This is a genomic window from Thermoactinospora rubra (genome assembly GCF_002093975.1).
Taxonomy (GTDB): Bacteria; Actinomycetota; Actinomycetes; order Streptosporangiales; family Streptosporangiaceae; genus Nonomuraea; species Nonomuraea rubra_A.
In genome coordinates this window covers 62,252-88,174 of record NZ_MSZZ01000044.1, presented here as the reverse complement: position 1 = coordinate 88,174, position 25,923 = coordinate 62,252, and the positions used below count along the sequence as shown (strand labels likewise).

Annotated in this window: 21 protein-coding genes; 15 read left to right on the top strand and 6 right to left on the bottom strand. The window is 68.8% G+C overall.

What is annotated here, in order from left to right; all coding sequences use genetic code 11:
• Positions 1 to 76 precede the first annotated feature (76 nt).
• The 9 genes from BSB02_RS30000 (at position 77) to BSB02_RS29965 (ending at position 9,507) form a co-directional block, all read left to right on the top strand.
• Entirely contained in the window at positions 77 to 856 is a 780-nt protein-coding gene (locus tag BSB02_RS30000; RefSeq protein WP_084963976.1) for an ABC transporter substrate-binding protein, read from the top strand.
• Between the two features lie 185 nt (positions 857 to 1,041).
• A complete protein-coding gene (locus tag BSB02_RS29995; protein ID WP_084963975.1) occupies positions 1,042 to 1,623 on the top strand; it encodes a nitroreductase/quinone reductase family protein in 582 nt (193 codons plus the stop codon).
• Positions 1,617 to 2,150: a hypothetical protein gene (locus BSB02_RS29990; RefSeq protein ID WP_084963973.1), complete on the top strand. Its 534-nt coding sequence runs from the start codon at positions 1,617 to 1,619 to the stop codon at positions 2,148 to 2,150. The genes BSB02_RS29995 and BSB02_RS29990 overlap by 7 nt, the downstream gene beginning before the upstream one ends.
• Positions 2,151 to 2,232: 82 nt before the next feature.
• Complete coding sequence (locus BSB02_RS29985; RefSeq protein ID WP_158088760.1) at positions 2,233 to 2,838, top strand: universal stress protein; 606 nt, start codon at positions 2,233 to 2,235, stop codon at positions 2,836 to 2,838.
• Positions 2,839 to 2,927: 89 nt separating this feature from the next.
• Entirely contained in the window at positions 2,928 to 3,089 is a 162-nt protein-coding gene (locus BSB02_RS40760) for a hypothetical protein (protein ID WP_158088759.1), read from the top strand.
• A 395-nt stretch (positions 3,090 to 3,484) separates the two neighbouring features.
• Positions 3,485 to 4,135, top strand: a complete 651-nt coding sequence (locus tag BSB02_RS43880; protein ID WP_240506757.1) for a hypothetical protein — start codon at positions 3,485 to 3,487, stop codon at positions 4,133 to 4,135.
• Positions 4,136 to 4,314: 179 nt separating this feature from the next.
• A complete protein-coding gene (locus tag BSB02_RS29975) occupies positions 4,315 to 6,300 on the top strand; it encodes an RICIN domain-containing protein (RefSeq protein ID WP_240506755.1) in 1,986 nt (661 codons plus the stop codon).
• 49 nt (positions 6,301 to 6,349) lie between these two features.
• Positions 6,350 to 7,759, top strand: coding sequence for a non-reducing end alpha-L-arabinofuranosidase family hydrolase (locus BSB02_RS29970; RefSeq protein WP_206184967.1), 1,410 nt, complete (start codon positions 6,350 to 6,352; stop codon positions 7,757 to 7,759).
• A 128-nt stretch (positions 7,760 to 7,887) separates the two neighbouring features.
• Positions 7,888 to 9,507, top strand: coding sequence for a glycoside hydrolase family 27 protein (locus tag BSB02_RS29965; protein WP_084963964.1), 1,620 nt, complete (start codon positions 7,888 to 7,890; stop codon positions 9,505 to 9,507).
• Positions 9,508 to 9,651: 144 nt separating this feature from the next.
• Here the strand turns inward: BSB02_RS29965 and BSB02_RS29960 are convergent, their stop codons facing one another.
• The 4 genes from BSB02_RS29960 to BSB02_RS29945 form a co-directional block, all read right to left on the bottom strand.
• Entirely contained in the window at positions 9,652 to 10,992 is a 1,341-nt protein-coding gene (locus tag BSB02_RS29960; RefSeq protein ID WP_084963962.1) for an extracellular catalytic domain type 1 short-chain-length polyhydroxyalkanoate depolymerase, read from the bottom strand.
• Between the two features lie 11 nt (positions 10,993 to 11,003).
• Positions 11,004 to 12,398 carry an endo-1,4-beta-xylanase gene (locus tag BSB02_RS29955; protein ID WP_240506751.1) on the bottom strand — a complete coding sequence of 465 codons (1,395 nt, stop codon included), beginning with the start codon at positions 12,396 to 12,398 and terminating at the stop codon, positions 11,004 to 11,006.
• Positions 12,399 to 13,555: 1,157 nt separating this feature from the next.
• On the bottom strand, positions 13,556 to 14,884 hold the full coding sequence (locus BSB02_RS29950) for an RICIN domain-containing protein (protein ID WP_240506749.1): 1,329 nt from the start codon (positions 14,882 to 14,884) through the stop codon (positions 13,556 to 13,558).
• 321 nt (positions 14,885 to 15,205) lie between these two features.
• Positions 15,206 to 15,895 (bottom strand): FadR/GntR family transcriptional regulator, encoded by a 690-nt coding sequence (locus BSB02_RS29945; RefSeq protein ID WP_240506748.1) that lies wholly within the window; start codon positions 15,893 to 15,895, stop codon positions 15,206 to 15,208.
• 237 nt (positions 15,896 to 16,132) lie between these two features.
• Between BSB02_RS29945 and BSB02_RS29940 the strand changes: the two genes are divergently transcribed.
• The 4 genes from BSB02_RS29940 (at position 16,133) to BSB02_RS29925 (ending at position 20,324) form a co-directional block, all read left to right on the top strand.
• Positions 16,133 to 17,371: an ABC transporter substrate-binding protein gene (locus BSB02_RS29940; protein WP_206184960.1), complete on the top strand. Its 1,239-nt coding sequence runs from the start codon at positions 16,133 to 16,135 to the stop codon at positions 17,369 to 17,371.
• Between the two features lie 61 nt (positions 17,372 to 17,432).
• Positions 17,433 to 18,341 (top strand): carbohydrate ABC transporter permease, encoded by a 909-nt coding sequence (locus BSB02_RS29935; protein ID WP_084963954.1) that lies wholly within the window; start codon positions 17,433 to 17,435, stop codon positions 18,339 to 18,341.
• Positions 18,341 to 19,168 (top strand): carbohydrate ABC transporter permease, encoded by an 828-nt coding sequence (locus tag BSB02_RS29930; protein WP_084963952.1) that lies wholly within the window; start codon positions 18,341 to 18,343, stop codon positions 19,166 to 19,168. The genes BSB02_RS29935 and BSB02_RS29930 overlap by 1 nt, the downstream gene beginning before the upstream one ends.
• 1 nt (position 19,169) lies before the next feature.
• Positions 19,170 to 20,324: a mandelate racemase/muconate lactonizing enzyme family protein gene (locus tag BSB02_RS29925; RefSeq protein ID WP_084963951.1), complete on the top strand. Its 1,155-nt coding sequence runs from the start codon at positions 19,170 to 19,172 to the stop codon at positions 20,322 to 20,324.
• Here the strand turns inward: BSB02_RS29925 and BSB02_RS29920 are convergent.
• Positions 20,321 to 21,088, bottom strand: a complete 768-nt coding sequence (locus tag BSB02_RS29920; protein WP_206184959.1) for a FadR/GntR family transcriptional regulator — start codon at positions 21,086 to 21,088, stop codon at positions 20,321 to 20,323. The two genes, BSB02_RS29925 and BSB02_RS29920, sit on opposite strands and share 4 nt — an antisense overlap.
• A gap of 173 nt (positions 21,089 to 21,261) precedes the next feature.
• Between BSB02_RS29920 and BSB02_RS42570 the strand changes: the two genes are divergently transcribed.
• Positions 21,262 to 23,613, top strand: coding sequence for an RICIN domain-containing protein (locus BSB02_RS42570; RefSeq protein ID WP_240506746.1), 2,352 nt, complete (start codon positions 21,262 to 21,264; stop codon positions 23,611 to 23,613).
• Positions 23,610 to 24,992 carry a glycoside hydrolase family 43 protein gene (locus BSB02_RS29910; protein WP_084964023.1) on the top strand — a complete coding sequence of 461 codons (1,383 nt, stop codon included), beginning with the start codon at positions 23,610 to 23,612 and terminating at the stop codon, positions 24,990 to 24,992. Before BSB02_RS42570 ends, BSB02_RS29910 begins: the two co-directional genes overlap by 4 nt.
• Before the next feature lie 19 nt (positions 24,993 to 25,011).
• On the opposite strand, the gene BSB02_RS29905 is transcribed toward BSB02_RS29910, so the two are convergent.
• Positions 25,012 to 25,647 carry a TetR/AcrR family transcriptional regulator gene (locus BSB02_RS29905; protein ID WP_084963948.1) on the bottom strand — a complete coding sequence of 212 codons (636 nt, stop codon included), beginning with the start codon at positions 25,645 to 25,647 and terminating at the stop codon, positions 25,012 to 25,014.
• Between the last annotated feature and the right edge of the window lie 276 nt (positions 25,648 to 25,923).

Here is a 25,923-nt window from a genome sequence, read left to right as displayed (position 1 = left end):
CACCCGGGGGCGCCGGTCACGTGATGGGGTTCGTCCGGTTGCGGCCTGGCCGCACCGCGGGGAAGCAGGTGACGCCATGGCATGGCGGGCATGCGCGGTCGTGCTGTCGCTCATGAGCCTCGTGTGCGGCGGTCTCCAGGCCCGGGCGGATCCCCCGCCCGACACTCTCACGCCCGGGGTCCTGCGCATCGGCACCTACTTCGTCAACCCACCGTTCGAGTACATCCAAGACGGCGCCCGGGTCGGCTTCGAGGTCGACCTGATGAAGGAGGTCGCCGAGCGGCTGCGCCTGAAGCCCAGGTTCGTCGACACCCGGTGGGAGACCATCCTGCAGCAGATGCGGGACGGCCGTTATGACTGCATCGTCGGCGGCATCACCGTCACCCCGGCGCGCGAGAAGATCCTCGCCTGGTCCAGGCCCTACATGACCACGACCTTGAGCATCATCGTGGACACCGCGAAGAGTCCGGACATCCACGGCATCGACGATCTGAAGGACGCCTCGGTCGGCGTCCAGGCGGCCACCACCGACTACGACGTCGCGACGAGGATGCGGGCCGAGGGCCGGATCGTCGGCGTGAAGGTCTATCCCTTCGCCCGCATCAAGGACGCCATGAGCGACCTGCGCGCGGGCCGCATCACCGCGGTGATGAAGGTCTACCCGGTGGCCAGGTGGTTCGTGAGGCAGACCCCTGGACTGCGGATCGTGGCCCAGGTCCCCGACGCGCCGCAGCCGCTGGGCATCGGCTTCAGCAAGGCCACCCCGGACCTGGTGACCGCCGTCGACCGGGCCCTCGCCGCGATCAAGCGGGACGGTACCTACGCCGAGCTCGCGCGGAAGTGGGACGTGCCGTGACGATGCACATGTCCCCGCGGGCCGTGACGGCGCTCGTGTGCCCGGGCGGGCCGAACGGCCCGCCCGGCAGGGACCAACTGCTCTACGGGCGATCCGTCCGTGCCGTCACCGTGGAGCCATGGCGCATCCCGTGATTCATCCCCCATCGGCCGGTTCCCACGAGCCCACGGCGGAAGGCGGCGGTGATGGCCGCCGCGAGGGCGCTGGACCGCCTGCAGACGCGGCTGGCCGACCCGGTGGTACGGCTGGCGCTGCGCACGCCGTGGCACGACCTGGTGTCGCGGTGGGTGACGGCGCTGACGGTCACCGGACGCCGCAGCGGCAGCCCGATCACGATTCCCGTGCGATACGCCCAGGAGGGCGACACGCTTCACGTGGTGAGCCGCCGGTCCAGGACCTGGTGGCGCAACCTCGAAACCGACGGCCGGGTGGCGGTCCGGCTGCGTGGGATCGACCGCGCCGGGCACGCCACGGTGAGCCGCGACCCGGCGGAGGTGGCCGCCGCCCTGCGGGCCGTGGCGGCAAGCGTGGGCCGTGACACGCTGCCCCTGGCTCTGCAGGACGCGGTGGCGGTCACCGTGCGTCTGCAACCCGCGACACCCATCGCGGAGGACTCCGGCCGGCTGTGGCGTCGCTGGGTCGTCGCCGTCACGCTGGGTGAGGTCCTCCGCTTCGCCGTCCCCGCACTCGTCGGCGCGGCCGTGGCGGGCGATCCGGCCTGGGGGCATGGGGCATCGGGCCGCTGCTGCAGGGCGCCGCCGTGGTGATGGCGGGCACCGTCGAGGGCGTCGTGCTCGGCATGGCCCAGGCGTACGCCCTGCGGACCGCCCTCCCCGCTGTGGGAACCGCGGAGTGGGTGCGCGCCACGGCGGGCGGCGCGGCCGTCGCCTGGACGGTCGGCGCGCTGCCCGTGGTCCTCGGCGACCACGTGTTCACCTGGCACCCCGCCGTGCTCGTCGCCCTCGGCCTGGTGCTGCTCGCCGCGATGGGCTGGTTCCAGTGGCGGGTGCTGCGCCGCCACGTCCGTGGAGCCGGGTGGTGGGTGCCCGCGACGGCCGGGGCGTGGCTGGTCGCCCTCGCGGTGTTCACCGGGGTGACCACGCCGCTGTGGCAGGAGGGCCAGCCGGGCTGGCTGGTCGCCGTCATCGGGCTGGCCGGCGGGGCGCTCATGGCGGCCACCGTCGCCGCGCTGACGGGGCTGGCGGTGCTCAGGCTGCGCACCCGTGCCGGTCATGGGCCGGGCCGCGCTCCCGGTGGCCCCGACGCCACGCGGCGCGCCGGTGTGCCTTCGTGACGGGACGGCAGGGCCGTTGGTCCCGGTGATCCCGAGGAGAACGCCCCCACCCGCTGCCCGCCATCCAGGCGACCGTCGAGGTATGAAGCAGCGAGGCGTGGTGGTGGGCGTGGACGGTTCGGCGGCGGCCGAGGCGGCGGTGCTGTGGACGGCGGACGAGCTCGCGCGCGGGGGCGGCGAACTCGTGGTCGTGCACGCCTGGGGAGCCGAAGTGGTGGGCGTGGACGGTTCGGCGGCGGCCGAGGCGGCGGTGCTGTGGACGGCGGACGAGCTCGCGCGCGGGGGCGGCGAACTCGTGGTCGTGCACGCCTGGGGAGCCGAACCGGAAGCCGCCTGCTATGCCGCCGGAGGCCACCGCACGGATCCGGTGGACGGCTTCTCCCAGGCCTGCCAGGTGGTCGAACGCGCCCTGGCGCTGGCCCGCGAGCGGCACCCCACCCTGGAGATCGGCTCCAGCCTCGTGCGCGGGCGGGCGACGCCGGTTCTGCTGCGCGCGGCCGCCGGCGCGGACCTGCTGGTCCTGGGGTCCTCGGCGCACCGGGCGGGCGACGGACGACTGGGCACGGTGCTGCTGGCGTGCCTGCGCTGGCCCCCGTGTCCGGTTGTCGTCGTGCAGCCGGAGGCCGTCACACCACTCGGCATGGCCACCCCCGTGCGGGAGGCGTCTCATGAGCCGCCTGCTCTCTGACCTGGGACCTAAGCCCTCCGAGGAGGGGACGTTCGCCGCTGCCGGACCGTCGCGAGGACCGGAAGGCTGAGAACGGAGAAGGAGGCAAGATGGCCATGCAAGTCAAGGACGTGATGGGCCGGGTGGCCATCGCGGTGCTGGAGAGCGCGACGTTCGGCGACATCGTGGCGGCAGCTGCTGACTTCTGTGAAATTTTCACCGCCGCAGGCAGCGAGAGGCGATCTCCACGACGGCGAATGTCCAGGCTGTGAGCGTGTCAGCGGCAATGCGCAGGCCGGCGAGGGTTGGTGACTCGTTGACGCCGGATCTGACGTGGGATGTACTCCGCGACAACGCACCTACGGGAACACGCCATGGAGAGCTGAGACCACGAATGTTAACGATAACAACGGTCCGTCGCCCTTGAGACCTGACCAAGGAGTGTTGGATGCCCCTCCATCTCGTACGCCGGCTGCGTACAGAGCCCGCTCGCCCATCGCCGGTGACCGGCCATCCTCGCGAGGCCACTCCTGACGTCGCGTTCGAGATGCTCCGCGACGGCCACGACATGAGCCTCACGATCAGTTCGCAACCTGCATCATGCCCTGGCGGCCGGGGCCTGCCGGTCCGGACGAACTCGCCTGCCAGCGCACCTCCAAGGAAAAGCATGATCCCGATCATCGAGCCGAGAATCGGCGGAGGAGCGCTGACCGTTGCGGGCGCCGCAGCCGCCGGCCTCGTGCCGGCCATCGAGGACGGCCTGCGGTTGCGGGGTGGCTCGTTCGGCCCGGTCAACAGCGACTTCGACCCGTGGCCGGCGGCGGACATCGGTGCACCGCTGAACGCCAAGCACTGCCCGATCGCCGGAATGGGCGACGCCGGGCGCGACGCCCTGGTCTCCCGATGGGGGCTGCCGAACCGGGTGCGGCCGAAGTCGTCCAACTCTCCTGACTCCTGCGTCCGGCACGCCGATCGCGCCGGGCGCGTCCGCTCCTCCTCGTTCGACCCCCCATCACAGCCGGTCGTGTCGCATGCTGCCCGGCCTCGCCGAGTCGACCGGGGTGTCCCTCGAGTCGGTGAACGTGCCGGGAAGCCTCCTGCGGCATCACATCGGCGCGATCCGTCTGGATGCCGACGACGGCTCCCCGAGGATCCGGGCCGACACGACCCGCTACCGGGTGCCGGGGCCGCTGGCAGCGGGTGGTCGTCGCCGTCGTCCGCCTACCCGATCTGCCCCTGCCGCGCCCGGGGCTACGTGGTGCGGATCGACCCGATGAGCGCATCCGCAGCGGCGCCGACCTTCCGGGATGCGTCGTGAAGGTGATGTTATCGCTAACAATCCTGGCGCCCCGGCCACGTGAAAGCCGGTAGCCGGCCGTGGCGGCCAGGACCGGTCATCTCACCCCCCGCCCCTGAGGAGCTCTTCTGATGTGGTTACGCCACCAGCCCCCGGTCCACCTGAGACGTGTGCTCGCCGTCCTCTCATCCTTGCTGCTCGTGGCCACGCTCCTCAGCGCCCAGCCCGCCGGCGCGGCGACCGTCGACACCAACGCCTGGTACGTGCTGGTCAACCGCAACAGCGGCAAAGCCCTGGACGTCTACAACCTGTCGACCGCCGACGGCGGGCGGATCACCCAGTGGACGCGCAACAACGGCAACCAGCAGCAGTGGCAGTTCGTCGACTCCGGCGGCGGCTACTACCGCATCAAGTCCCGCCACTCCGGCAAGGTGCTGGACGTCTACAACTTCTCCACCGCCAATGGCGCCGCCATCGTGCAGTGGGCCGATCACAACGGCGCCAACCAGCAGTGGCGGCTGGCCGACTCGGCGGATGGCTTCGTCCGGCTGATCAGCCGCCACAGCGCCAAGGCCCTGGAGGTCCAGGGCGCCTCGACCGCCGCCGGCGCGAACATCGTGCAGTACGACGACTGGGGCGGCGCCAACCAGCAGTGGCAGCTCGTCAAGGTCGGCGGCGGCCCGAACCCGGGCGGCGACTTCACCAACCCGGTCGTCTGGCAGGACTTCGCCGACGGTGACATCATCCGGGTCGGCGACGCCTACTATTACTCGGCCTCGACGATGCACTACTCGCCCGGCGCGCCGATCCTGCGTTCCTACAACCTGGTCGACTGGGAATACGCCGGCCACTCGGTCCCGAGGCTCGACTTCGGCTCGGGCGCCTACGATCTGAACGGCGGCCGGGCGTACGTGAAGGGCATCTGGGCCTCGACCCTGAACTACCGGCCCAGCAACAGCACCTACTACTGGATCGGCTGCGTCGAGTTCAACCGCACCTACGTCTACACCGCCTCCGCCGTCGACGGCACCTGGACCAAGCGGTCGCAGATCAACAACTGCTACTACGACGCCGGCCTGCTGATCGACACCAACGACACCATGTACGTCGCCTACGGCAACGGCACGATCAGCGTCGCCCAGCTCTCCTCGGACGGCCTCAGCCAGGTCCGCGCCCAGCAGGTCTTCCAGACCCCTTCGAGCGTCGGCACGCTGGAGGGCGCCCGGTTCTACAAGCGGGGCGGCTACTACTACATCTGGCTCACCCGCCCGGCCAACGGCCAGTACGTGCTCCGGTCCACCTCACCGTGGGGCCCGTACGAGATGCGCCAGGTGCTGCTCGACATGCCCGGTCCCATTCCCGGCGGCGGTGTCCCGCACCAGGGCGGGCTCGTGCAGACCCAGGCCGGTGACTGGTACTACATGTCCTTCGTCGACGCCTACCCCGGCGGCCGGGTCCCGGCCCTCGCGCCGATCACGTGGACGAACGATTGGCCGGCCGTGCAGACGGTCAACGGCGGCTGGGGCGTGAACTACCCGAAGCCGAACATCCAGACCAGCCGGACCGTGGCGCCCATGATCGGGCCCGACACCTTCACCTCACCCACCCTCGGCCACCGCTGGGAGTGGAACCACAACCCCGACACCAGCCGCTTTTCCACCGGCAACGGCCTGCGCCTGCAGACCGCCACGGTCACGGGCGACCTCTACAACGCCCGGAACACCTTGACGCACCGCATCCAGGGCCCGTCGTCGACGGCGACGATCGAGCTGGACTACTCCCAGATGGCCGACGGCGACCGCGCCGGGCTGGCGATGCTGCGTGACCAGTCGGCCTGGATCGGCGTCAGACGCGACAACGGCGCGTACCGGGTCGTGATGACCAACGGGCTGACCATGAACAGTTCGTGGCAGACCACCGGCACCGGCACGGAGGCGGCGAGCGCGAGCATCTCCGGCGGCCGGATCTGGCTCAGGGTCAACGCCGACATCCGGCCGGGTTCGGGCAGGCAGGCCCGCTTCTCCTACAGCACCGACGGCACGAACTTCGTCAGCCTCGGCCCGGCCTTCACGTTGAACAACGCCTGGCAGTTCTTCATGGGCTACCGCTTCGGCATCTTCAACTACGCCACCCAGGCTCTTGGCGGCGCGGTGACCGTGCGCCGCTTCGACCTCACCACCCCCTGATGGAATCGGAGACGAAGTGAGAACCAAACCCCTGACCGTCCTCGCGACGGTGGCCGCGCTGCTGGTGAGCCTGTTCGTGGCCACCCAACCGGCGAACGCGGCGACCGTCGACACCAACGCCTGGTACGTGCTGGTCAACCGCAACAGCGGCAAAGCCCTGGACGTCTACAACCTGTCGCCCGCCGACGGCGGGCGGATCCCCCAGTGGACGCGCAACAACGGCAACCAGCAGCAGTGGCAGTTCGTCGACTCCGGCGGCGGTTACTACCGCATCAAGTCCCGCCACTCCGGCAAGGTGCTGGACGTCTACAACTGGTCCACCGCCAACGGCGCCGCCATCGTGCAGTGGGCCGATCACAACGGCGCCAACCAGCAGTGGCGGCCGGCCGACTCGGCGGATGGCTTCGTCCGGCTGATCAGCCGCCACAGCGCCAAAGCCCTGGAGGTCCAGGGCGCCTCCACCGCCGACGGCGCGAAGATCGTGCAGTACGACGACTGGGGCGGCGCCAACCAGCAGTGGCAGCTCGTCAAGGTCGGCGGCGGCAACCCAGGCTGCGATCTCCCGTCGACGTACCGCTGGACCTCGACCGGCCCGCTGGCGCAGCCCAAGCCGGGATGGGTCTCGCTCAAGGACTTCACCGTCGCCCCCTACAACGGCAGGCACCTGGTCTACGCCACGACGCACGACACGGGGACGAGGTGGGGGTCGATGAACTTCAGCCCCTTCACCAACTGGTCGGAAATGGCCTCGGCCAGCCAGAACGCGATGTCGTCCGCCACTGTCGCACCCACGCTCCTCTACTTCGCCCCCAAGAACATCTGGGTGCTGGCCTACCAGTGGGGCAGGACGGCCTTCTCCTACCGGACCTCCAGCGACCCCGCCAACCCCAATGGCTGGTCAGCGGAGCAGGTGCTCTTCTCCGGAAGCATCTCGGGCTCCAACACAGGGCCCATCGACCAGACGCTCATCGGTGACAGCACGACCATGTACCTGTTCTTCGCCGGGGACAACGGCAAGATCTACCGGGCCAGCATGCCCATCGGGAACTTCCCGGGCAGCTTCGGCAGCACCTCGACCGTGATCATGAGTGACACGACGAACAACCTGTTCGAAGCCGTCCAGGTCTACAAGCTCCAGGGCCAGAACCGGTATCTCATGATCGTCGAGGCGATCGGCTCGCAGGGCCGCTACTTCCGCTCGTTCACCGCCACCAGCCTGAACGGCACCTGGACACCCCAGGCCGCCACCGAGAGCAACCCCTTCGCCGGCAAGGCCAACAGCGGCGCCACCTGGACCAACGACATCAGCCACGGCGAGCTGATCCGGACCAGCGCCGATCAGACCATGACCGTCGACCCCTGCAACCTGCAGCTGCTCTACCAGGGACGCGACCCCAACTCCGGCGGCGACTACGGCCTGTGGCCGTACCGGCCGGGCCTGCTGACACTGCAGCGGTGATGGTACGGCGGGCTCGGTGTACGGCCGAGCCCGCCGCGCCTCCGACCCGCTGAGAAGCGATCTCCGTTCGCCGAGGGGCGATCTCCATTCGCTGAGAAGCGATCTCCGTTCGCCGAGGAGCGATCTCCATGAGCAGGAAACGAACCCGAGCGCTGCTGACCATGGTGGCCCTGACCATGGCGCTCACCCCCGCCACCCAAGCCCAAGCGCTGGACAACGGCGTGGGCCGCACCCCGCCGATGGGGTGGAACACCTGGAACACCTTCGGCTGCAACATCAACGAGACGCTGATCCGGCAGACTGCCGACGCGCTCGTCAGCTCCGGCATGCGCGACCTCGGATACCAGTACGTCGTCGTCGACGACTGCTGGTTCAACCCCACCCGCGACTCGGCCGGCAACCTGCAGGCCAACCCGTCGCGATTCCCGAGCGGCATGAAGGCGCTCGGCGACTACCTGCACGCCAGGGGCCTGAAGTTCGGTCTCTACCAGGCGCCCCTGGACCGGACCTGCGCCCAGTACTTCGGTGCCTACCCGGGCGCGACCGGCAGTCTCAACCACGAGGTCCAGGACGCCCGGCAGTTCGCCGCCTGGGGCGTCGACTATCTCAAGTACGACTGGTGCTCACCCACCGGCACCATCGACGACCAGGTCCGTACCTTCGCGAAGATGCGCGACGCCCTGGCGGCCACCGGCCGGCCGATCCTCTACAGCATCAACCCCAACAGCATCCACGAGAAGACCGGCCCGCAGCGGAACTGGGGTGACGTGGCCAACATCTGGCGCACGACCGAGGACATCACCAACGTCTGGGACTCCGGCCAGACCAACGGTTACCCGATGGGCATCCAGAACATCGTCAACGTCAACGTGCCCCTGGCAGGCTACGCCAGGCTGGGGCAGTTCAACGACCCCGACATGATGGTGGTCGGCCGGGGCGGCATGACCGACACCGAGATGCGCAGCCACTTCGCCCTGTGGGCCATCATGGCCGCACCGCTGATCGCGGGCAACGACATGCGGAACATGGACGCCGCGACCGCCGCGATCATGAAGAACCAGAACCTGATCGCCATCAACCAGGACCCGCTCGGCCTCCAAGCGACCCAGATCAGCAACGACGGCACCCGCCGCATCCTGGCCAAACGGCTGAGCAACGGCGACGTCGCGGTCGCGCTGTTCAACCAGGGCGGCAGCACGACGACGATCAGCACCACCGCCTCGGCGATCGGCCTGTCCGGCAGCTCCTTCACCCTGCGTGAGGCCTGGACGAACGCCGTCACCTCGACCACCGGGACCATCTCGGCGAGCGTGCCGTCCCATGGCACCGTCGTGTACCGGGTGAGCGGCGGAACGCCCAATCCCGCGTCCCGGATCCAGGGCGTGGGGTCGGGAAGATGCCTCGACGTCTCCGGAGCTTCCCAGGCCAACGGAACCCGGGTGGTGATCTGGGACTGCCACAGTGGCACCAACCAGCAGTGGACCTCCACGGCGGCCGGTGAACTGCGGGTCTACGGAAGCAAGTGCCTCGACGTGAACAACAACGGCACCGCCGACGGAACCAGCGTGATCATTTGGGACTGCAACGGCCAGAACAACCAGAAGTGGCGCTTCAACACCGATGGAAGCATCACCGCCCTCGGCGCGAACAAGTGCCTGGACGTCCCCAGCCACTCCACGGCCAACGGCGTCTCCCTCCAGATCTGGACGTGCAACGGCGCCGCCAACCAACGGTGGACGCGCGTCTGATCGTTTTCTCGGGAAAGCGCGCAGACTGGTCCTGAGATTCAGCGCCGCCGAAGCCGTCAACGTCGACAGCCCACGGGATCGAGGCGGCGCGCCCGATACCTGGTTTGGGCGATCGCCTAGAGACCGCCCAAACCAGGGAATGCATCAGGCGGCGTTCAGGGTCCACCGCTGGTTGGCTCCGCCCCAGCACGAGTAGAGCTGGAGACGGGTGCCGTTGCCCGTTCCGGTGGCGTCCAAGCACAGCCCCGACTGCACGCCGACGATCGTCCCGTCAGAGGTGACGCGCCACTTCTGGTTGGCGCCACCCCAGCAGGAGTAGATCTGGATCCTGGCCCCGTTGCCCGTCCCGGCCGCGTCGAGGCACTTGCCGCCGACACCCCGTAGCTCCTGCGACGAGGTGAGTGTCCACCGCTGGTTGGTGCCGCCGTGGCAGTCCCAGAGCTGGACCTGCGTGCCGTCGGCGGTGCTGGAGTTCGGCACGTCCACACAGCGCCCGGAGGCGGCACCCCTGATCTGGACGTTGCCGCCTGGAGTGGCGCTCGGGGTGACGCTCGGGGTGGGCGTGGGGCTGGTGCCGTCGAGGCCGAAGAACCGGATGGCGTGGACGGCCATACCGGGGTGCGGCAGGTTGTGGCCGGCTCCGCTGATGGTGTACGCCTCGACCTGGCCGGACCCGTAGACCCTCCGCGTCCAGCCCGATTGCGGGCTGGTGGTCGAGGTGGGCGTCTGGCTCACCCCGTGCACGTTGGTCCACTGGTCGACCTGCTTCTGCAACATGCTGAAGTTCAGCACGTCGTCCGCGGTGCCGTGCCAGGTCATCAACCGCGGCAGGGGACCGGTGTAGCCCGGGTAGGCGTTGCGGACCAGATCGCCCCACTGCTGCGGAGTCCGGTCGCCGCATCCGGGCGGGCCGAGACAGCCGAAGGGCACGCCGGCGAAGGGCGCCCCCGCCTTGAACACGTCGGGATAGGTGGCGAGCAGGTTGACGGTCTCCATCGCGCCGGAGGAGAACCCGGTGGCGAACACCCTCGCGGGGTCACCGTTGTGGCGCTGTACGACGTAGTTCACCATCGACACGATCGAGGCGGGGTCGCTGCCGCCTCCGTGCCGGAGCGCTTCGCTCGACCACACGTCGAAGCAGTTCGACAGGCCGTTGGCGCTCTTGTTGGCTTGGGGGTAGATGACGACGAAGCCGTACCGGTCGGCCAGGGACGCGAACTCGGTCTGCCGGTGGAAGTCGACCGCCCGGCCGTTGCAGCCGTGCATCGCCACCAGGATCCCGGGACGCGGGGCCGCGTTGTCAGGTACGTAGAGGTACATCTGGATGTTGCCGGGGTTGGCTCCGAAGTCGCCGATCTGGGTCAACGTCGCCGCCCTCGCCCTGGGCGCCAGGGCGAGGAGACCGGCCAGGACGGTGATCACCACGACGGCCACTGTGGCGATCACCGTCCCGGACCCGATCGGCACCCGCAGGTGCCGTCTCATGATCCAGCCTCCTAGCTCCGGTTCCAGGTCCACTTCTGGTTGTTGCCGCCCCAGCAGGAGTAGATCTGGAGCTGGGTCCCGTTGCCGGTGCCGTTGTTCACGGCGTCGAGGCACAGACCCGACTGGACTCCGACGATGGAGCCGTCCGAGTTGAGGCGCCACTTCTGGTTGTCGCCGCCCCAGCAGGAGTAGATCTGCACCCTGGCGCCGTTGCCGCTGCCGCCGGCGTCCAGGCACTTGTTGCCGTAGACGCGGATCTCCTGTGCGGAGGTGTAGGACCACTGCTGGTTGGTGCCGCTGTGGCAGTCCCACAGCTGGACCTGCGTGCCGTCGGCGGTGCTGGAGTTCGGCACGTCCACGCACCGTCCCGATGCCACGCCCCGGATCTGTCCCGCGCCACCGGGGTTCGTGGGCGTGGGCGTGGGCGAGGGGTTCGCGTTGTTGAGTGCGTTCAGGACGGCGGTGTACGCGGGCTTCTTGTTGCCGTTCCCGTCGAACAGCAGCGCGCTGGCGCTCGCCCCCAGCCACGAATCGGTGTCGCGGACGCCCCACACGGTGATGCCGGTGCACCGCGGCACCGCCAGGCAGTCGTTGACCACGTTGGCGTAGGTGGTCGCCGATCCGCCCTGGATGTCGAGCTCGGTGATCTGCACGTCGACGCCGAGGGCCGCGAAGCTCTGGATGGTCGTGCGGTAGTTGCTGTTGTAGGGGCTGTTGCTGTTGAAGTGCGACTGCAGGCCGACGCAGTCGATCGGCACGCCGCGCTGCTTGAAGTCGCGGACCATGTTGTAGACGGCCTGCGTCTTGGCCCAGGTCCAGTTGTCGATGTTGTAGTCGTTGTAGCACAGCTTGGCGGACGGGTCGGCGGCCCGCGCCGTACGGAAGGCCACCTCGATCCAGTCGTTGCCAGTCCGCTGGAGATTGGAGTCGCGCCGGGCGCCGGAGTTGCCGTCGGCGAAGGCCTCGTTGACGACGTCCCAGGCGTAGATCTTGCCTCGGTAGTGCGCCATCACGCCGTTGATGTGGTCGATCATCGCCTGGCGGAGGCTGCTGCCGGACAGCGCCTGCATCCAGCCCGGCTGCTGGGAGTGCCAGGCGAGCGTGTGCCCGCGTACCCGCTTGCCGTTCTGCACGGCCCAGTTGTAGATCCGGTCGCCGGCGCTGAAGTTGAACTGCCCCCGGTTGGGTTCCGTGGCGTCGATCTTCATCTCGTTCTCGGCGGTGATCATGTCGAACTCGCGGTTCGCGATCGTCGTGTACTGCGAGTCGCCCAGCCTGCTCGCGGAGATGGCTGTGCCGAAGTACCGCCCAGTCTGCTGGGCGGCCGCGGCCAGCGTACTCGCCGCGGCGTCAGCGGGAGCCGTAACCAGCAGCGCCGCACCGACGGCGACGACGGCGCCGGCCACGATGATCCCGCGGAGAACACCGAAACGTTGATGCGCGGATGGGGGTAAAGCCTTCATACCCATGCCTGACTCCAGACTGAATCACGGACGGAGGGACATGCGGGAAACCCGGTGAACGACGCCGCACCTCGGACAGAGGCACCCACCACGAAGGCGTCATGACCGGCGGCCCGCACCGACCACCACATCGGCAGGGCCGACCGCCTCAGACTGAGTGTGGAAATGGAATCGAAACATGTCAACACTTGAATGAAACTTTCGGCCGCATCCATCGAGTCCTGATCCTGCGGAGGCTGGCGCGACAGAGCGATGACGAGGCGTCCTCGGGGCGCGACGGGAGGGAAGCGGGCCGGCCGATCCCGTGTAAATTTCATCCGGAGCGCCCGTAAGTTGCGAACTCGCTGGTCGGCACGCACGTGCGAGCGGCGCCGTCCCGGCATCGGCCGAGCATCGAGGATCATCACCGCTTGACGACCCATGGGCCCGATGTATTAACTCGCCGCCACCACCACAGGAGAACCCCGAGAGCCGAAGGGAGGCCGCCCGGCAGAGGTGATCACGCAACCATGGCGTCCTCCCACGAGATACGCGTCATGGTCAGGCCTGGGTGACACCACGCTCCCAGGCCACTCCACGTCCGCCGCTGGGCCTTCGCGCAGGAGGCGGAGCGGTGGCCGGACACCCCGAGAGGAGGACGGCCTCGATGTCGACCCGGAGCGCGTTGGACAGGTCGCCGGAGCGGAACAACAGGGTTGCGGGCTGGGCCGGAGCCGGCGGGAGCGACCGCGTCTCCGGCGGTACGGCTGGCGCCGACCAGGGTGACGCCCGTGTGGCCGTCGAAGTCCGCAGCCGAGGTACGCCTGTCGACGATGCGTGGCCCTGGAGCGGAACCGCTCACCGCGACCCGCGCGGTCAGCGCGATGTCGCCGGCGGAGCGGCCCACCAGCACTTCATGGGCAGCAGCCGTACCTGCTCCGCGGGGAAGTCCAGGCGCCGCCAACACCGGCACGGAACGCTCAATGCTTCATCGATGGGCGGAAGCGGAGGGCCGAAAACTTTCGACACGTTCCGTGCCACGTTCGGGTCGAGGCCACCGCATCGGCGGGAAAGGCCCGCCGATGCGGTGACCAGTACCTCGCGACTGTGGCTCGATGGCCTCAGGCGCGGGTCCATGTCTGGTTGGTGCCGCCGTGGCAGGTCCAGATCTGCACCCTGGTGCCGTTGGCGGTGCCGTACCCGGCCACATCCAGGCACTTGTTCGCGCCCACCGCCGTGATGGTGCCGTCGGCGTTGAGGCGCCACTTCTGGTTGTTCTGCCCGTTGCAGTCCCAGATGATCACGGCGGTGCCGTCCGCCGTCCCGGCCCCGCTCACATCCAGGCACTTGCCGCCGTAGACCCGCAGCTCACCCGAACCGGTGGCGGTCCACCTCTGGTTGGCCTGCCCGCCGCAGTCCCAGATCTGCACCTGCGCGCCGTTGGCCTGCGAGGCGCCGCTGACGTCCAGGCACCGCCCCGATCCCGCACCCTTGAGCGCGAACGCCGTCGGAGCCGGGTCGCCTCTGAACTGGGCGAAGAAATTCCACACGACTTCCCTGGTCCAGGACCTCTCGCCGGGTTCAAAGTCGCCGGGCGTCCCGTCCACGGGAGCGGGAGTGTGGCCCGCGTCGAACGCCGCCCATGCGACCGGATACCCGGCCCGGCACCCCGAGTAGTGGGTGACGATGTGCGTCAGGCTGCCCTGCGCCGGCTCCGGCGGGTTCTGGGGCGTGCAGCCGTTGTTCCTGACGAATCTGTCGCGCAGCGACCGCCCCGCGGAGATGCTGAGCACCGAGTCCCTGAGGCCGTGCAGTCCGATGTACGCGACGGGCTCGGTGCCGCCGCTGCATCCGCTGAGCTGTGCGCCGGAGTAGACCGCCACCGCGCGGAAGACCGTCGGCCGGGCGCACGCGAGCGCATAGCTCATGCCGCCGCCGTAGCTGAAGCCCAGAGCGAAGCGCTGGGAGGTGTCCACGCAGAGGTCCGACTCGATCTGCCGGATCATGTCGTCGACGAAGGTGACGTCCTCACCGCCCGAGTTGGCCCAGCCGTTGTTGATGCCCTGAGGCGCGACGAAGATCGCGGTGTTGTTCGACAGGGCCCTGAGCCCGTAATAGGACCAGGGGTACCCGCTGGTTCCGCCCGAGTCGACGTCGTTGGCGGTGCCGCCCCTCCAGTGGAACCCGAAGATTAACCGGTAGGGAGTGGTGTTGTGGTAGTTGTCCGGAATTCTCAGAATGTAGCTACGATTTTTCCCGCTGGTCGTGATCCACTGCGTACCGCTTCTCAGCGTCGGGGTCTTGCCACATCCCGCCGTGGCCGCGAGCGTGCTCTGGTTCGCGGGAGACGGGGTCGCGCTGTCGCCCAGCGCCGTCTGCGCCGTGCCCAGAACGCCGAGCAGTGCCGTGGACACGATGGCGGTGAGGAGGGATCGAAGTCTCGACATCATGGAGATACCTGTGCCGTTCTCGTGATCTTGAAGACCTGCAGTGTTAGCGTTCACAAAGGGTCGCCGTGAAGACCTCCTCATGAGTTCCGAGGTCGCCCCGCACCCGATCGCCACTCGGTCGACAGGCATCCCCGCACAAGGCCGCTGGGGGCTGGAGGCGATGGTGCAGCGGAGCAAATACGATCGTGACAAGGCCTGTCAAGGTCCGGCCACTGCGTCGTCGCGAGCGCTCGCTCGACGCGTTCCGTCATCCCTTCGTCTGGCCAGGGGATCGGCCATGGTCGCCGCCGACGTGCCGGCGTGAAACTTTCAGGGTCGGCGTTACCGCCGTAGCCGTACGGGGTCGGCCGTTCCGCTGCGGCGGACGATCCAGGCCTCGGTTATGTGGTTGAACATCGCCGCGGCGGCGCCTTCCGGATCATGGGCGGCGATGCGTTCGTAGATGCGGCGGTGGCCGAGGTTCGACGCCACGCACAGGGACCGCTCGGTCCGGCCCATGTACCGGGCGGTGTTGATGACGTGGTTCTCCAGAGACCGCACGACGCCACGAGCGATGCGGTTCCCTGACGTCTGCATGATCGTGTCGTGGAAGGCGCGGTCGCTTTCAGCATAGGTGACCGGATCGTCCACGAGCTCGTCCATCCGATCCACGAGCGCTCGCAGCCGCTCCACGGTGTCCGGCCCGGCCATGCGGGCGGCGACGTGCGCCATGTCGGACTCCAGCAGCCGCCGCGTGACGACGAGGTCGTCGAGAATCGTCAGGCTCTCGTCCTCGGCGATGGTCGCGGCCAGGACGAGCTCGTCGAGCATGTCCCACATGGTCGGTGGGGTCACCATGGTGCCGGCGCCCTGGCGGACCTGCACCAGCCCCTTCTCCTGCAGGACTTTCACCGCTTCCCGGACGACCGTGCGGCTCACGGAGAAGGCTTCACACAGCGCGGGCTCGGGAGGCAACGCGGTTCCCGGCGGGTGGACGCCTCGGACGATGCGCTCCACCAGTTCGGCGGTCACCGCTCTGGCGAGGCTGGCCGGGCGTCGTGCCCAGGCCGGTGGCGCCGGGACACTGCCGGCCGTTTCCCGCGATGCCGTCATATCCCCCTCCGGTGGCCTGGCGTGTGACAGCGCCACCGCGCCAGTATACGTGAGTTCCATTGACGTAAGACGTCATACGAATTACGTTTGCCGGAGTCGATCCGGTCGCCTGGAAGGCGGGCAGCTATGAAGCGGCGGGCGTTATGGGCAGGCTTGATGGCCGCGGGACTGGTCGTGGCCGGCTGCGGGAGCGCGGCACCGAAAGAGGCTCCGTCCGGAGGCGCCCAGCAAAAGCTCGTCGTCTGGGACTGGAAGTCCGGTGAGTCGGTCGCGAGCGACTACATCGAGAAGGCCAAGGCCGACTTCGCCAAGCGGCATCCGGGAGTGACCGTCGAGTTCGTCGCCCAGCCGTTCGACCAGTACTACACCCTGCTCGGCACGGCGATCCAGGCCGGCAAGGGACCGGACGTCATGCTCTTCAACGGGGGCGGGCAGATCCGTGACCGGGTCGACGCGCTCCTCCCGCTGGACCAGTACGTGGCCGAGGACAAGAGCCGGCTGACGGGCTGGGACGCCTTCAGCAAGGACGGCAAGGTCTACGCCGCGCCGGTGACCCTGCAGGGGCACCCGATCTACTACAACAAAGCGCTCTATGAGAAGGCCGGTCTCGACCCCGCGAGCCCGCCCAAGACCTGGGACGAGCTGGTCCGCGGCTGCGCCGCCATCAAGAAGGCGACCGGGGCGGCGTGCTTCGCGCTGGGCAACAAGGAAGGCTTCGGGATCCAGTTCTTCATGTCCGGCCTCGGGTCCGGCACCCTGACGCCCCAGGAGTACGACAGCTGGATCGCCGGGAAGCGGGAGTGGACCTCCCCCCACGTGAAGCGGATCTTCGAGCTGTGGAAGGAAGCCGGCGACAAGGGGCTGAACAACGAGGGCGCCAACTCCACCGCGATGTTCACCGACATCTTCGGCGTCTTCCAGACCGGCAAGGCCGCCCACATCATCGGGCTGATGTCCGACATCGGGCACTGGAAGGACTTCGGCGAATTCCTCCCGCCCGACAAGATCGGCGTGATGCAGGCCCCTGTCGTCACCGACGGCGCCACCCCGAGCCTTCCCTATGACGGCGGGATCGGCTACGCGGTCGCCAAGTGGACGAAGGACCCGGGCCTGGCCGCCGGTCTGGTGCGATCCCTGACCTCGACCGAGGCATTGACCGCCTTCCACGCCAAGGCGGGCGCGATCGCGTCCGACACGACGATCGACGTCTCGCAGGCCGGCCCGGCCGCCGCCACGATCGTGTCCCAGCTCAAGACTGGCAAGCCAGCCCTGCACGTCGCGCTGTCCTCCAAGACCCTGGACCTGATGGGCAGGCTTTCCCAGCAGCTCCTGAGCGGATCGGCCACGGTGGACAAGGCCGTGAAGCAGCTGGCCGCCTCCGACAAGGCGAGCTGAGCGCGTGCCGATCGGAGAACTTTCGCCGTCGGTCCGCTCCGGGCGGGCCGGCGGGGAGGCCGTGAAGCCTCGGAGAGGCCGTCCGGGCTCCCGCACGAGCTTCCGTAGGGCGGGCGTCGACCGCCTCGCGCCCTACGTCCTGGTGGCCCCGGCCGTACTGATCATCTTGGCGCTACGGCTGTGGCCTCTGGTCCTGGGGGTCAACTTCTCCTTCACGGGGGACGGCGAGCTCAACGGAACCCCCGTCGGCCTGAGCAACTACCTGGAACTGGCCGGCGACCCGCTGTTTCGCACCTCGCTGCGGAACGTCGGGCTGCTGGTGCTGCTGCTTCCCCTGGCGGTGGCGATCCCAGGGCTGCTGGCGACCTTCATCTACCTGCGCGTGCCGGGCCATCGCATCTATCGCAGCGTCTACTTCTTCCCGGCCGTGCTGTCGCCGGTGATCGTCGGCGCCATCTTCAACCTCCTGCTCGGGTTCGACGGCCCGGTGAACGCCGCCCTCGGGGCGATCGGAGCCGGGCCGGTCGACTGGCTCGGCGATCCGGGCATCGCCATGTTCACCGTCGTCGGCGTGCACGTCTGGGCGACGTTCGGGATGGCCCTGGTGGTGTTCCTCGCCGGGTTCAGCACCTTGGACGGCTCGTTGCTGGACGCCGCCCGCGTGGACGGCGCCTCGCTGCGCCAGATCATCTGGCACGTGATCATCCCGAGCCTGACGCGCACCATCCAGTTCGTCTTCGTGACCACGATGATCGGGATGCTGACGTCCATGTTCGGCCTGCTCTTCGTCATGACCGGCGGAGGCCCGGAAGGGTCGACCTACCTGCCGGAGTTCTACATCTGGCACCAGCAGGGACAGATGAACCGGCCGGCGCTCGCCTCCGCCGCCTCGACGGTCCTGTTCGTCGTCATGCTCGTGGTGGGGCTCCTGCAGATCACCCTGCTCCGCCGTACGGGAAGGCAGGACTGATGCCCGGCATGCGCCTGGCCAGGTGGCTGGCCGCCGTTCCCATGGCCGGTCTCGCCCTGGCGACGATCTATCCCCTCCTTTTCACCGCCAACGTCGCGATGAAGACCCGGCGCGAGTACGTCCTGGACCGGTTCGCCCCCGCGGACGGCCTGCGCCTGGACAACCTGGCCGAGGCGTGGGCCGGGGCGGGCATGGCGCGCTACTTCGTCAACTCGTTCGTCGTCGTGGCCGTCGCCGTCGCCCTGCTGCTGCTCTTCGGCTCGATGGCGGGCTTCGCGCTCAGCCGGCTGCGCTTCCGCGGGTCATCGATGATCTTCCTCGGGTGCCTCGCGGGGCTGTTCATCCCGTTCCAGGTGATCATGGTGCCGCTCACCAAGATCATGGCCGACATCGGGTTCGTCGACACCTATCCGGGATTGATCCTGGCCTATGTCGCGCAGTTTCTCCCGTTCACCGTATTCCTGATGACAAGCCATTACCGGACCATTCCGGCGGAGATCGTCGACGCGGCCAGGATCGACGGGAACTCGGTGTACGGCGTCTACCGCCGGATCATGCTCCCGCTGGGCGTCCCGGCACTGCTGTCGGTCGGCATCCTCGACGCGTTGTTCTGCTGGAACGACGTGCTCATCGCCCTGCTCATGATGCCGTCGCCCGAGCATCGCACCCTCATGATCGGGGTGAACGCGCTCCGCGGCCAGTACTCCGCCGACATCCCCACCTTCGCCTCGGGAGTCCTGATCGCCGCCATACCCGTGCTGATGATCTATCTGTTCCTCCAGCGCCAGATCGCCGACGGCGTCACGGCCGGTTCCACGAAGGGCTGACATGCGGATAACGGGGTATCGGACCACGACGACGGTCCAGGAGTGGGGCCGGTGCGTGGGTGACGCCAACGGTGTCTTCGCCGACGGGATCGTCCCGGTGCCGATCGTCATGGTGGACACCGACGAGGGGATCACCGGCATCGGCCTGGGGCCCGCCGTGGAGATCGACGCCGTCTTCGCCGCGATCGAGGGCGAGGATCCGCGCGGCGTGACCGCGCTCTACGACCGGATGCTGCGGCGGACCTTCAAGGCGGGGCACGCGGGCGCCGTGTTCGGCACGATCGGCGCGCTGGACTCCGCCCTGTGGGACATCAAGGCGCAGGCGGCCGGTGAACCGCTCTGGCGCCTGCTGGGCGGGCGGGACCGGCGGGTTCCCGGCTACGCCTCGGGCCTCGACATCGGACTGACCGACGACGAACTCGTCTCGGTCTACCAGGTCTACGCCCAGCACGGTCTGCGGGCGGCCAAGGTCAAGGGCGGCCTCGATGTCCAACGCGACCTGCACCGCCTGACGCTGGTGCGGGACGTTCTGGCGGAGGCCAGGGGAGGAGCGCGGCCCGGGTTGATGCTCGACGCGAACGAGGCCTGGACGCGCAAGCAGGCGGTCCGGCACGTCTGCGAGCTCGAGCGCACCCTGGATCTCACGTGGGTCGAAGAGCCGGTCCGGCGGTGGGACGCCGAGGGCCTGGCCGTCGTCGGCCGCGGAATCCGCGCCTCCGTCGCCACGGGGGAGAACCTCACCGGGCTCGAACAGTTCCGCCCGCTGCTGGCCGCGGGCGCCGTCGACATCGTTCAGACGGCCGTGGTCTGGGGGGTGACCCACTTCCTCCGGGTCGCCGCGCTGGCGCACGCGCACGACCTGCCGGTCAGCCCGATCGGCGGCACGCCGGTCGCGTTGCTGCACGCCGCGACGTCGGTGCCGAACCACCTGGCCAGCGAGGTGCAGAACCTGGTGCCGCCGCTCGGGATCTCGCTCGACCTGTACGTCGAGGACGGCGCGTTCATCCTGGGGGACTCGCCGGGTCTCGGCATCACGCTCGACGAGCACGCGATCACCACGGTCACCCGGTCTCCCGAGATCGGGGCCGCGGGAGGCCCCAACATCCGGCCGGAGCACGCCGGGCGGCGGCTGCTGGCCTCCAGCCTTCCCGACTAGAGGGTGGGTCTCGCGGAGGAACCGGAGACGATCGGCCGGTCGCCGGCCGGATGGGAGAAGAGACGTTGCTGGATCTCCCTACGGTAGTCGTCGAGGGTGTTGTCGATGTGGAGGGCGGCGGCCCGGGCGGCCGCTTCCGGGTCGCCGGCGCGGATGGCCTGGTAGATGGCCTCATGCTCCTCGACGGCCTGCGCCGCGTGCCCGCCCACGGAGCCCCGCAGCCCGATGAGGTTCGACTGCGCCTGCAACCGGCGCGCCTCGCGTACCGCCACCCGGAGGAACAGGTTGTGCGAGGCCGTGGCGATCGCGGTGTGGAAAGCGTCGTCGCCCTCGTTGAACAGGTCCTCACGTCCTGTCTCGAAGCCGCGGCGGCACCTGCCGGCCGCCTCCTCGATTGCCCTCAGCTCCGCGGGAGTGGCCCGGCAGGCGGCCAGGCGGCTGGTCTCCATCTCCTGCGTCCGGCGGAATTCAAACAGCATGTAGACGTGGTCGAGGTCGGCGGGAAGGAAGAACGAGGCCCACCGCCCGGCGCCGAGCATCCCCTCGTCGTCGGCCACGTACAGGCCACGGCCCTTCTGGGCGCGCACCCGGCCGAGCGCGGAGAGTATCTTCACCGCCTCGCGGACCACGGTGCGGCTGGTCCCCAGCTGCCGGGCCAGGTCGTTCTCCGTCGGCAGGCGATCGCCCGGACGCAGGCCGAGCCGGACGATCAGTTCCAGTACCTGCTCGGCGGCGACCTCGTAGCCCGGCCGGTATTCGCTCACCCCGCAAGCGTATGACAGCCGCCGATGAGTACGACACATGCGAAAGTTTCACCGAGACATTCGGCAATCTCCGCTGGTCAAAGCCAGCATTCTCCGGATAAGTAGGCTTATTCTCTTGACGGGCATCAGGACGCTGAACCTAATGGGGTGAGGCCCCGACCAAAGGAACCCCAGTGCGATCACTGAGATCGGTCCTGTGCGGCGTCATCGCCGCGGCGTTCGCCCTCGTCGCCCCGGCCCCCTCGGCCCTGGCAGCCACGACGACCCTGTACGCGTCACCCACGGGCACCGGCACCGCCTGCACGTCCGCCCAGCCGTGCTCGTTGGCCGCGGCGCAGGCGGCGGTACGTTCGCTGAACGGCGCCATGTCGGGGGACATCGTCGTCGAGCTGGCCGACGGCGTCTACCGGCTCTCCGCGCCGCTCCGGCTGTCGGCCGCCGATTCCGGCAACAACGGCTACACCGTCAAGTGGCAGGCCGCGTCCGGAGCCCGCCCCGTCATCACCGGAGCCAGGGCGGTCACCGGATGGACCGTGGCCGACGCCGGGAAGAACATCTGGCGCGCGAACGTCGGCGCCGGGATCGACACCCGGCAGCTGTACGTCAACGGCGCTGTCGCCACGCGCGCCCGCACCCAGGTGAACCGGGCCGACTTCACGGCCACTCCCACTGGCCTGAGGTTCGGCAACAGCGCGCTGAGCTACCTGAACAATCTGGCCAACCAGAACCGGGTCGAGATGGAGAGCGTCAACTCCTTCACCGACCGGTATGTGAGGGTGCAGAGCATCAGCGGAAACTTCATCACGATGCAGCAGCCGGGCTGGAACAACAACACCTTCGGATACGACACCTTCACGCAGCCGCACCGGGCGGGGCCGCTGTACCTGGCCAACGCGTACGAGTTCCTGGACACGGCGGGGGAGTGGTACATCAACCCAGGGACCGGCGCCCTGTACTACATCCCGGCGGCCGGGCAGAACATGAGCGACCTCAGCGTCGAGCTGCCGATCCTGCAGTACCTGGTGAGCATCGGAGGCACCTACGACGCGCCCGCGCACCACATCACCTTCAGCGGGATCACCTTCACGGGCACGACGTGGCTCGGGCCCAGCAGCAACCAGGGCTACGCGGACCAGCAGACGGGCGCCTACCTCGCGGGCGACTGGAACTGGCCCGCCGACCGGCTGACCTCCTGCCAGCAGGGCTGCCGGCAGTTCGAGGCCGCGCGGCCGCACTGGCTGCAGATGCCCGCCGCCGTCCAGGTCTCCGCAGCGAACGCCATCACCTTCACCGACTCCAGGTTCGTCAACCTGGGGCAGACGGCCATCGGCATCGGCAACGACGCCAACGCGCACGCCAGCGGTGTCGGCCTGGGCGCCGGCGACATCACGGTCACGCGGTCCGAGATCGCCCGCAGCTCGGCGGGCGGCGTCGTGGTCGGCGGCGTGCGCGCCGACGCCCACCACCCCGGCGACCAGCGGATGGTCAACCGGAACATCACCGTCAGCAACAACCGCATCCACGACCTCGGCCTGGACTACCGGGGCAGCGTCTCGGTCCTGACCACCTACGTCACCGGCACCGACGTGTCCCACAACGAGGTCTACAACATGCCCTACACCGGCATGTCGATCGGGTACGGCTGGGGCGCCAACGACGCCGGCGGCAGCAACCACTACGCCAACCGGGGCCTGTACGACTACCAGCCGCGCTACACCACCCCCACCACGGCGTCCGGGAACCGGCTCGTCGGCAACTACGTGCACGACGTCATGCAGCAGATGACCGACGGCGGGTGCATCTACACGCTGTCGGCGAACCCGAACTCGTCGATCAGCCAGAACCACTGCCTGCGGACCAACGGCTGGTTCGGCGTCTACTTCGACGAGGGATCCCGGTACTACACCGTCACCGGCAACGTGCTCTCGAACACCGGCACCTGGGTCACAGCCAACTACTGGGGCGGGGAGAACATGGGCAACTGGACCGTCACCGGCAACTGGTCCACCAACGGCAGCACCAACGTGACCAACGGCGACCGTGGCAACGTCGTCAGCGGCAACGTCACCGTCACGGACGGCAACTGGCCGCCAGGCGCCCAGGCCGTGATGGCGTCCGCCGGACCCCGGGACGGCAACGCGACGTTCGCGCTCAAGGGTGCGGGATCGGGGCGGTGCCTGGACGTCAGCGGCGCCTCGCAGGCCAACGGCGCGCAGGTGCAGATCTGGGACTGCGGCGGGCAGGCCAACCAGAGGTGGACCGCCACCGGTTCGGGTGAGCTGCGGGTCTACGGCGGCAAGTGCCTGGATGTGAGCGGGGCCGGGACGGCGGACGGCACCGCCGTGATCATCTGGGACTGCAACGGGCAGAACAACCAGAAGTGGCGCCTCAACGCCGACGGCACCATCACGGCGGTGGGCGCGAACAAGTGCCTGGATGTGGCCGGGTACGGCACCGCCAACGGCACCAGGGTGCAGATCTGGACCTGCCACGGCGGCACCAACCAGAAGTGGACCCGCTCATGACCCCCGCACGCCGCTGGCTGGCCGGCCTTCTCTGCGTCGTCCTGCTGTTCCCGGCCTCCGCAGCCCAAGCGGACAATCCAATCATCCAGACCATCTACACCGCCGATCCGGCCCCACTGGTGCACAACGGCCGCGTCTACCTCTATACGGGACACGACGAGGACGGCTCGACGTGGTTCACCATGAACGAATGGCGGGTCTGGTCGTCCTCGGACATGGTGAACTGGACCGACCACGGTTCCCCGCTGCGTGTCAGCAGCTTCGCCTGGGCGAGGTCCGACGCGTGGGCGGGTCAGGCCATCCACCGGAACGGCAAGTTCTACTGGTACGTGCCCACGACCAACCGGGCGACCGGCCGGATGGCGATCGGGGTCGCGGTTGCGGACAGCCCGACCGGGCCGTTCAGGGACGCCCTCGGACGTCCCTTGGTCGAGAACGGCGAGTTCGACCCCACGGTCTTCATCGACGACACCGGGCAGGCCTACCTGTACTGGGGCAACCCGAACCTGTGGTACGTGAAGCTGAACCCCGACATGATCTCCTACTCCGGAAGCCCGACGCAGATCCCCTTGACCACGGCGGGGTTCGGCACCCGCACCGGAGACCCGAACCGCCCGACCCTGTTCGAGGAAGGGCCCTGGGTCTACAAGCGCAACGGCCTGTACTACATCGTGTTCGCGGCCAAGTGTTGCCCTGAGTTCATCGCCTACTCCACGGCCCCCGGTCCCACCGGGCCATGGACCTACCGGGGGACGGTCATGCCCACGCAGGGCAGCAGCTTCACCAACCACCCCGGCGTCATCGACTTCCAGGGCGGCTCGTACTTCTTCTACCACAACGGCGCCCTGCCGGGCGGCGGAGGCTTCACCCGCTCGGTCGCCGTGGAGAAGTTCACCTACGGGCCGGACGGCTCCATCCCCACGATCACCATGACCGCGGCCGGGGCACCGCAGGTGGGCACCCTCAACCCCTACACACGCCAGGAAGCCGAGACGATCGCCTGGGCGTCCGGAGTGGAGACCGAGCCGTCCATCGAAGGCGGAATGAACGTCGGCTGGATCGAGAACGGCGACTCCATCAAGGTCAAGGGTGTCGCCTTCGGTGCCGGCGCGACCTCGTTCACCGCGAGGGTCGCCTCGGCGTCGGGCGGCGGGAAGATCGAGCTACGCCTGGACGGCGTCAACGGCACACTGGCCGGGACGTGCACCGTCCCGGGCACGGGCGGCTGGCAGGCGTGGACCACCGTCTCCTGCCCGGTCAGCGGTGCGACGGGAACCCGCGACCTGTATCTCCGGTTCACCGGCGGGGGCGGCTACCTGTTCAACGTGAACTGGTGGCAGTTCAGCTCCTCGACGGTGCCGTACTCCCACGGACCGTGAGGGGGTGGCGATCTCGCCTTCATGGCCTCCGCTGGTAGTCGCCGGGAAGGCGGAGGGTGCGATGGATCATCGTGTGAAGAGTCAGGCTGAACCGCCGCGTATCGGCAGGGCTGCAGAAACCGCCGCGTGCCCTGTCGCGGCCGGGCGCCCCGCTCCGGCCGAAGCCTTGCACGCACCACATCATGCAGTGGAGGAGATACTCGCGGTCGATCTCGGCGTCGATGTAACCGGCGGTCGCCGCCGGTTCGAAGGCCGCCAGGGTGGCCGTGTAGAGGGGGTGGACGTACCGCGACTCGAGCTCGGCGATGTCGAGGGCGTCCGACAGCCAGCGGTGCATCCACAGGGCGTGGATGTGCGGGTTGTCCGCGGCGAAGGCCAGGTAGGCGTCGATGAGCCGGTGCACGGAGGCGGCGAAGGAGGCGGCGTCGCCGTACGACATGGTGCTCAGCACGGCCTGGAGAGCGGTCATCTCCGCCTGGTAGGCCCGCTCCATGACGGCGAGGTAGAGGTGCTGCTTGCCGTCGTACCGCCGGGCGAGCTCCTGCCGTGAGACTCCGGCCGTCTGGGCGATCAGATCGATCGACGTCCCGTCGTACCCGAGGGCCGCGAACAGCCGGGTCGCCGCATCGAGGATCCGGTCTTGCGAAGCCGTCATGGCCAAACGTTACGGATCAGGTCGCCAGACGGGGGTAATGCGGTGTCAAAACCCGCAGGAGCGTCGCTGTGCCACGCCCGGGCATCCCGCATGGCCTTACGTTGGCCGGCCCGGCCGGCCCTGCTGCTCGGTCGTCACGCCGCCCCTGTGCCGACCGGGCTGCGAGGCACGTGACCGGACCCGGCGGCTGGGAGTCTCCGGCCGCGCCGTACCCTCGTGCCCGGCCTCCTCGCCGCGACGTTAGAAAACCGGTTTTTATCCGTAGTTTTTCCCGTG

Bases quoted from the DNA above. Each gene is read 5' to 3' on its own strand.
- BSB02_RS30000 (WP_084963976.1), top strand. From the start codon at position 77: ATGGCATGGCGGGCATGCGCGGTCGTGCTGTCGCTCATGAGCCTCGTG.
- BSB02_RS29995 (WP_084963975.1), top strand. From the start codon at position 1,042: ATGGCCGCCGCGAGGGCGCTGGACCGCCTGCAGACGCGGCTGGCCGAC.
- BSB02_RS29985 (WP_158088760.1), top strand. From the start codon at position 2,233: ATGAAGCAGCGAGGCGTGGTGGTGGGCGTGGACGGTTCGGCGGCGGCC.
- BSB02_RS40760 (WP_158088759.1), top strand. From the start codon at position 2,928: ATGGCCATGCAAGTCAAGGACGTGATGGGCCGGGTGGCCATCGCGGTG.
- BSB02_RS43880 (WP_240506757.1), top strand. From the start codon at position 3,485: ATGATCCCGATCATCGAGCCGAGAATCGGCGGAGGAGCGCTGACCGTT.
- BSB02_RS29965 (WP_084963964.1), top strand. From the start codon at position 7,888: ATGAGCAGGAAACGAACCCGAGCGCTGCTGACCATGGTGGCCCTGACC.
- BSB02_RS29960 (WP_084963962.1), bottom strand. From the start codon at position 10,992: ATGAGACGGCACCTGCGGGTGCCGATCGGGTCCGGGACGGTGATCGCC.
- BSB02_RS29950 (WP_240506749.1), bottom strand. From the start codon at position 14,884: ATGATGTCGAGACTTCGATCCCTCCTCACCGCCATCGTGTCCACGGCA.
- BSB02_RS29940 (WP_206184960.1), top strand. From the start codon at position 16,133: ATGGCCGCGGGACTGGTCGTGGCCGGCTGCGGGAGCGCGGCACCGAAA.
- BSB02_RS29930 (WP_084963952.1), top strand. From the start codon at position 18,341: ATGCCCGGCATGCGCCTGGCCAGGTGGCTGGCCGCCGTTCCCATGGCC.
- BSB02_RS29925 (WP_084963951.1), top strand. From the start codon at position 19,170: ATGCGGATAACGGGGTATCGGACCACGACGACGGTCCAGGAGTGGGGC.
- BSB02_RS29910 (WP_084964023.1), top strand. From the start codon at position 23,610: ATGACCCCCGCACGCCGCTGGCTGGCCGGCCTTCTCTGCGTCGTCCTG.
- BSB02_RS29905 (WP_084963948.1), bottom strand. From the start codon at position 25,647: ATGACGGCTTCGCAAGACCGGATCCTCGATGCGGCGACCCGGCTGTTC.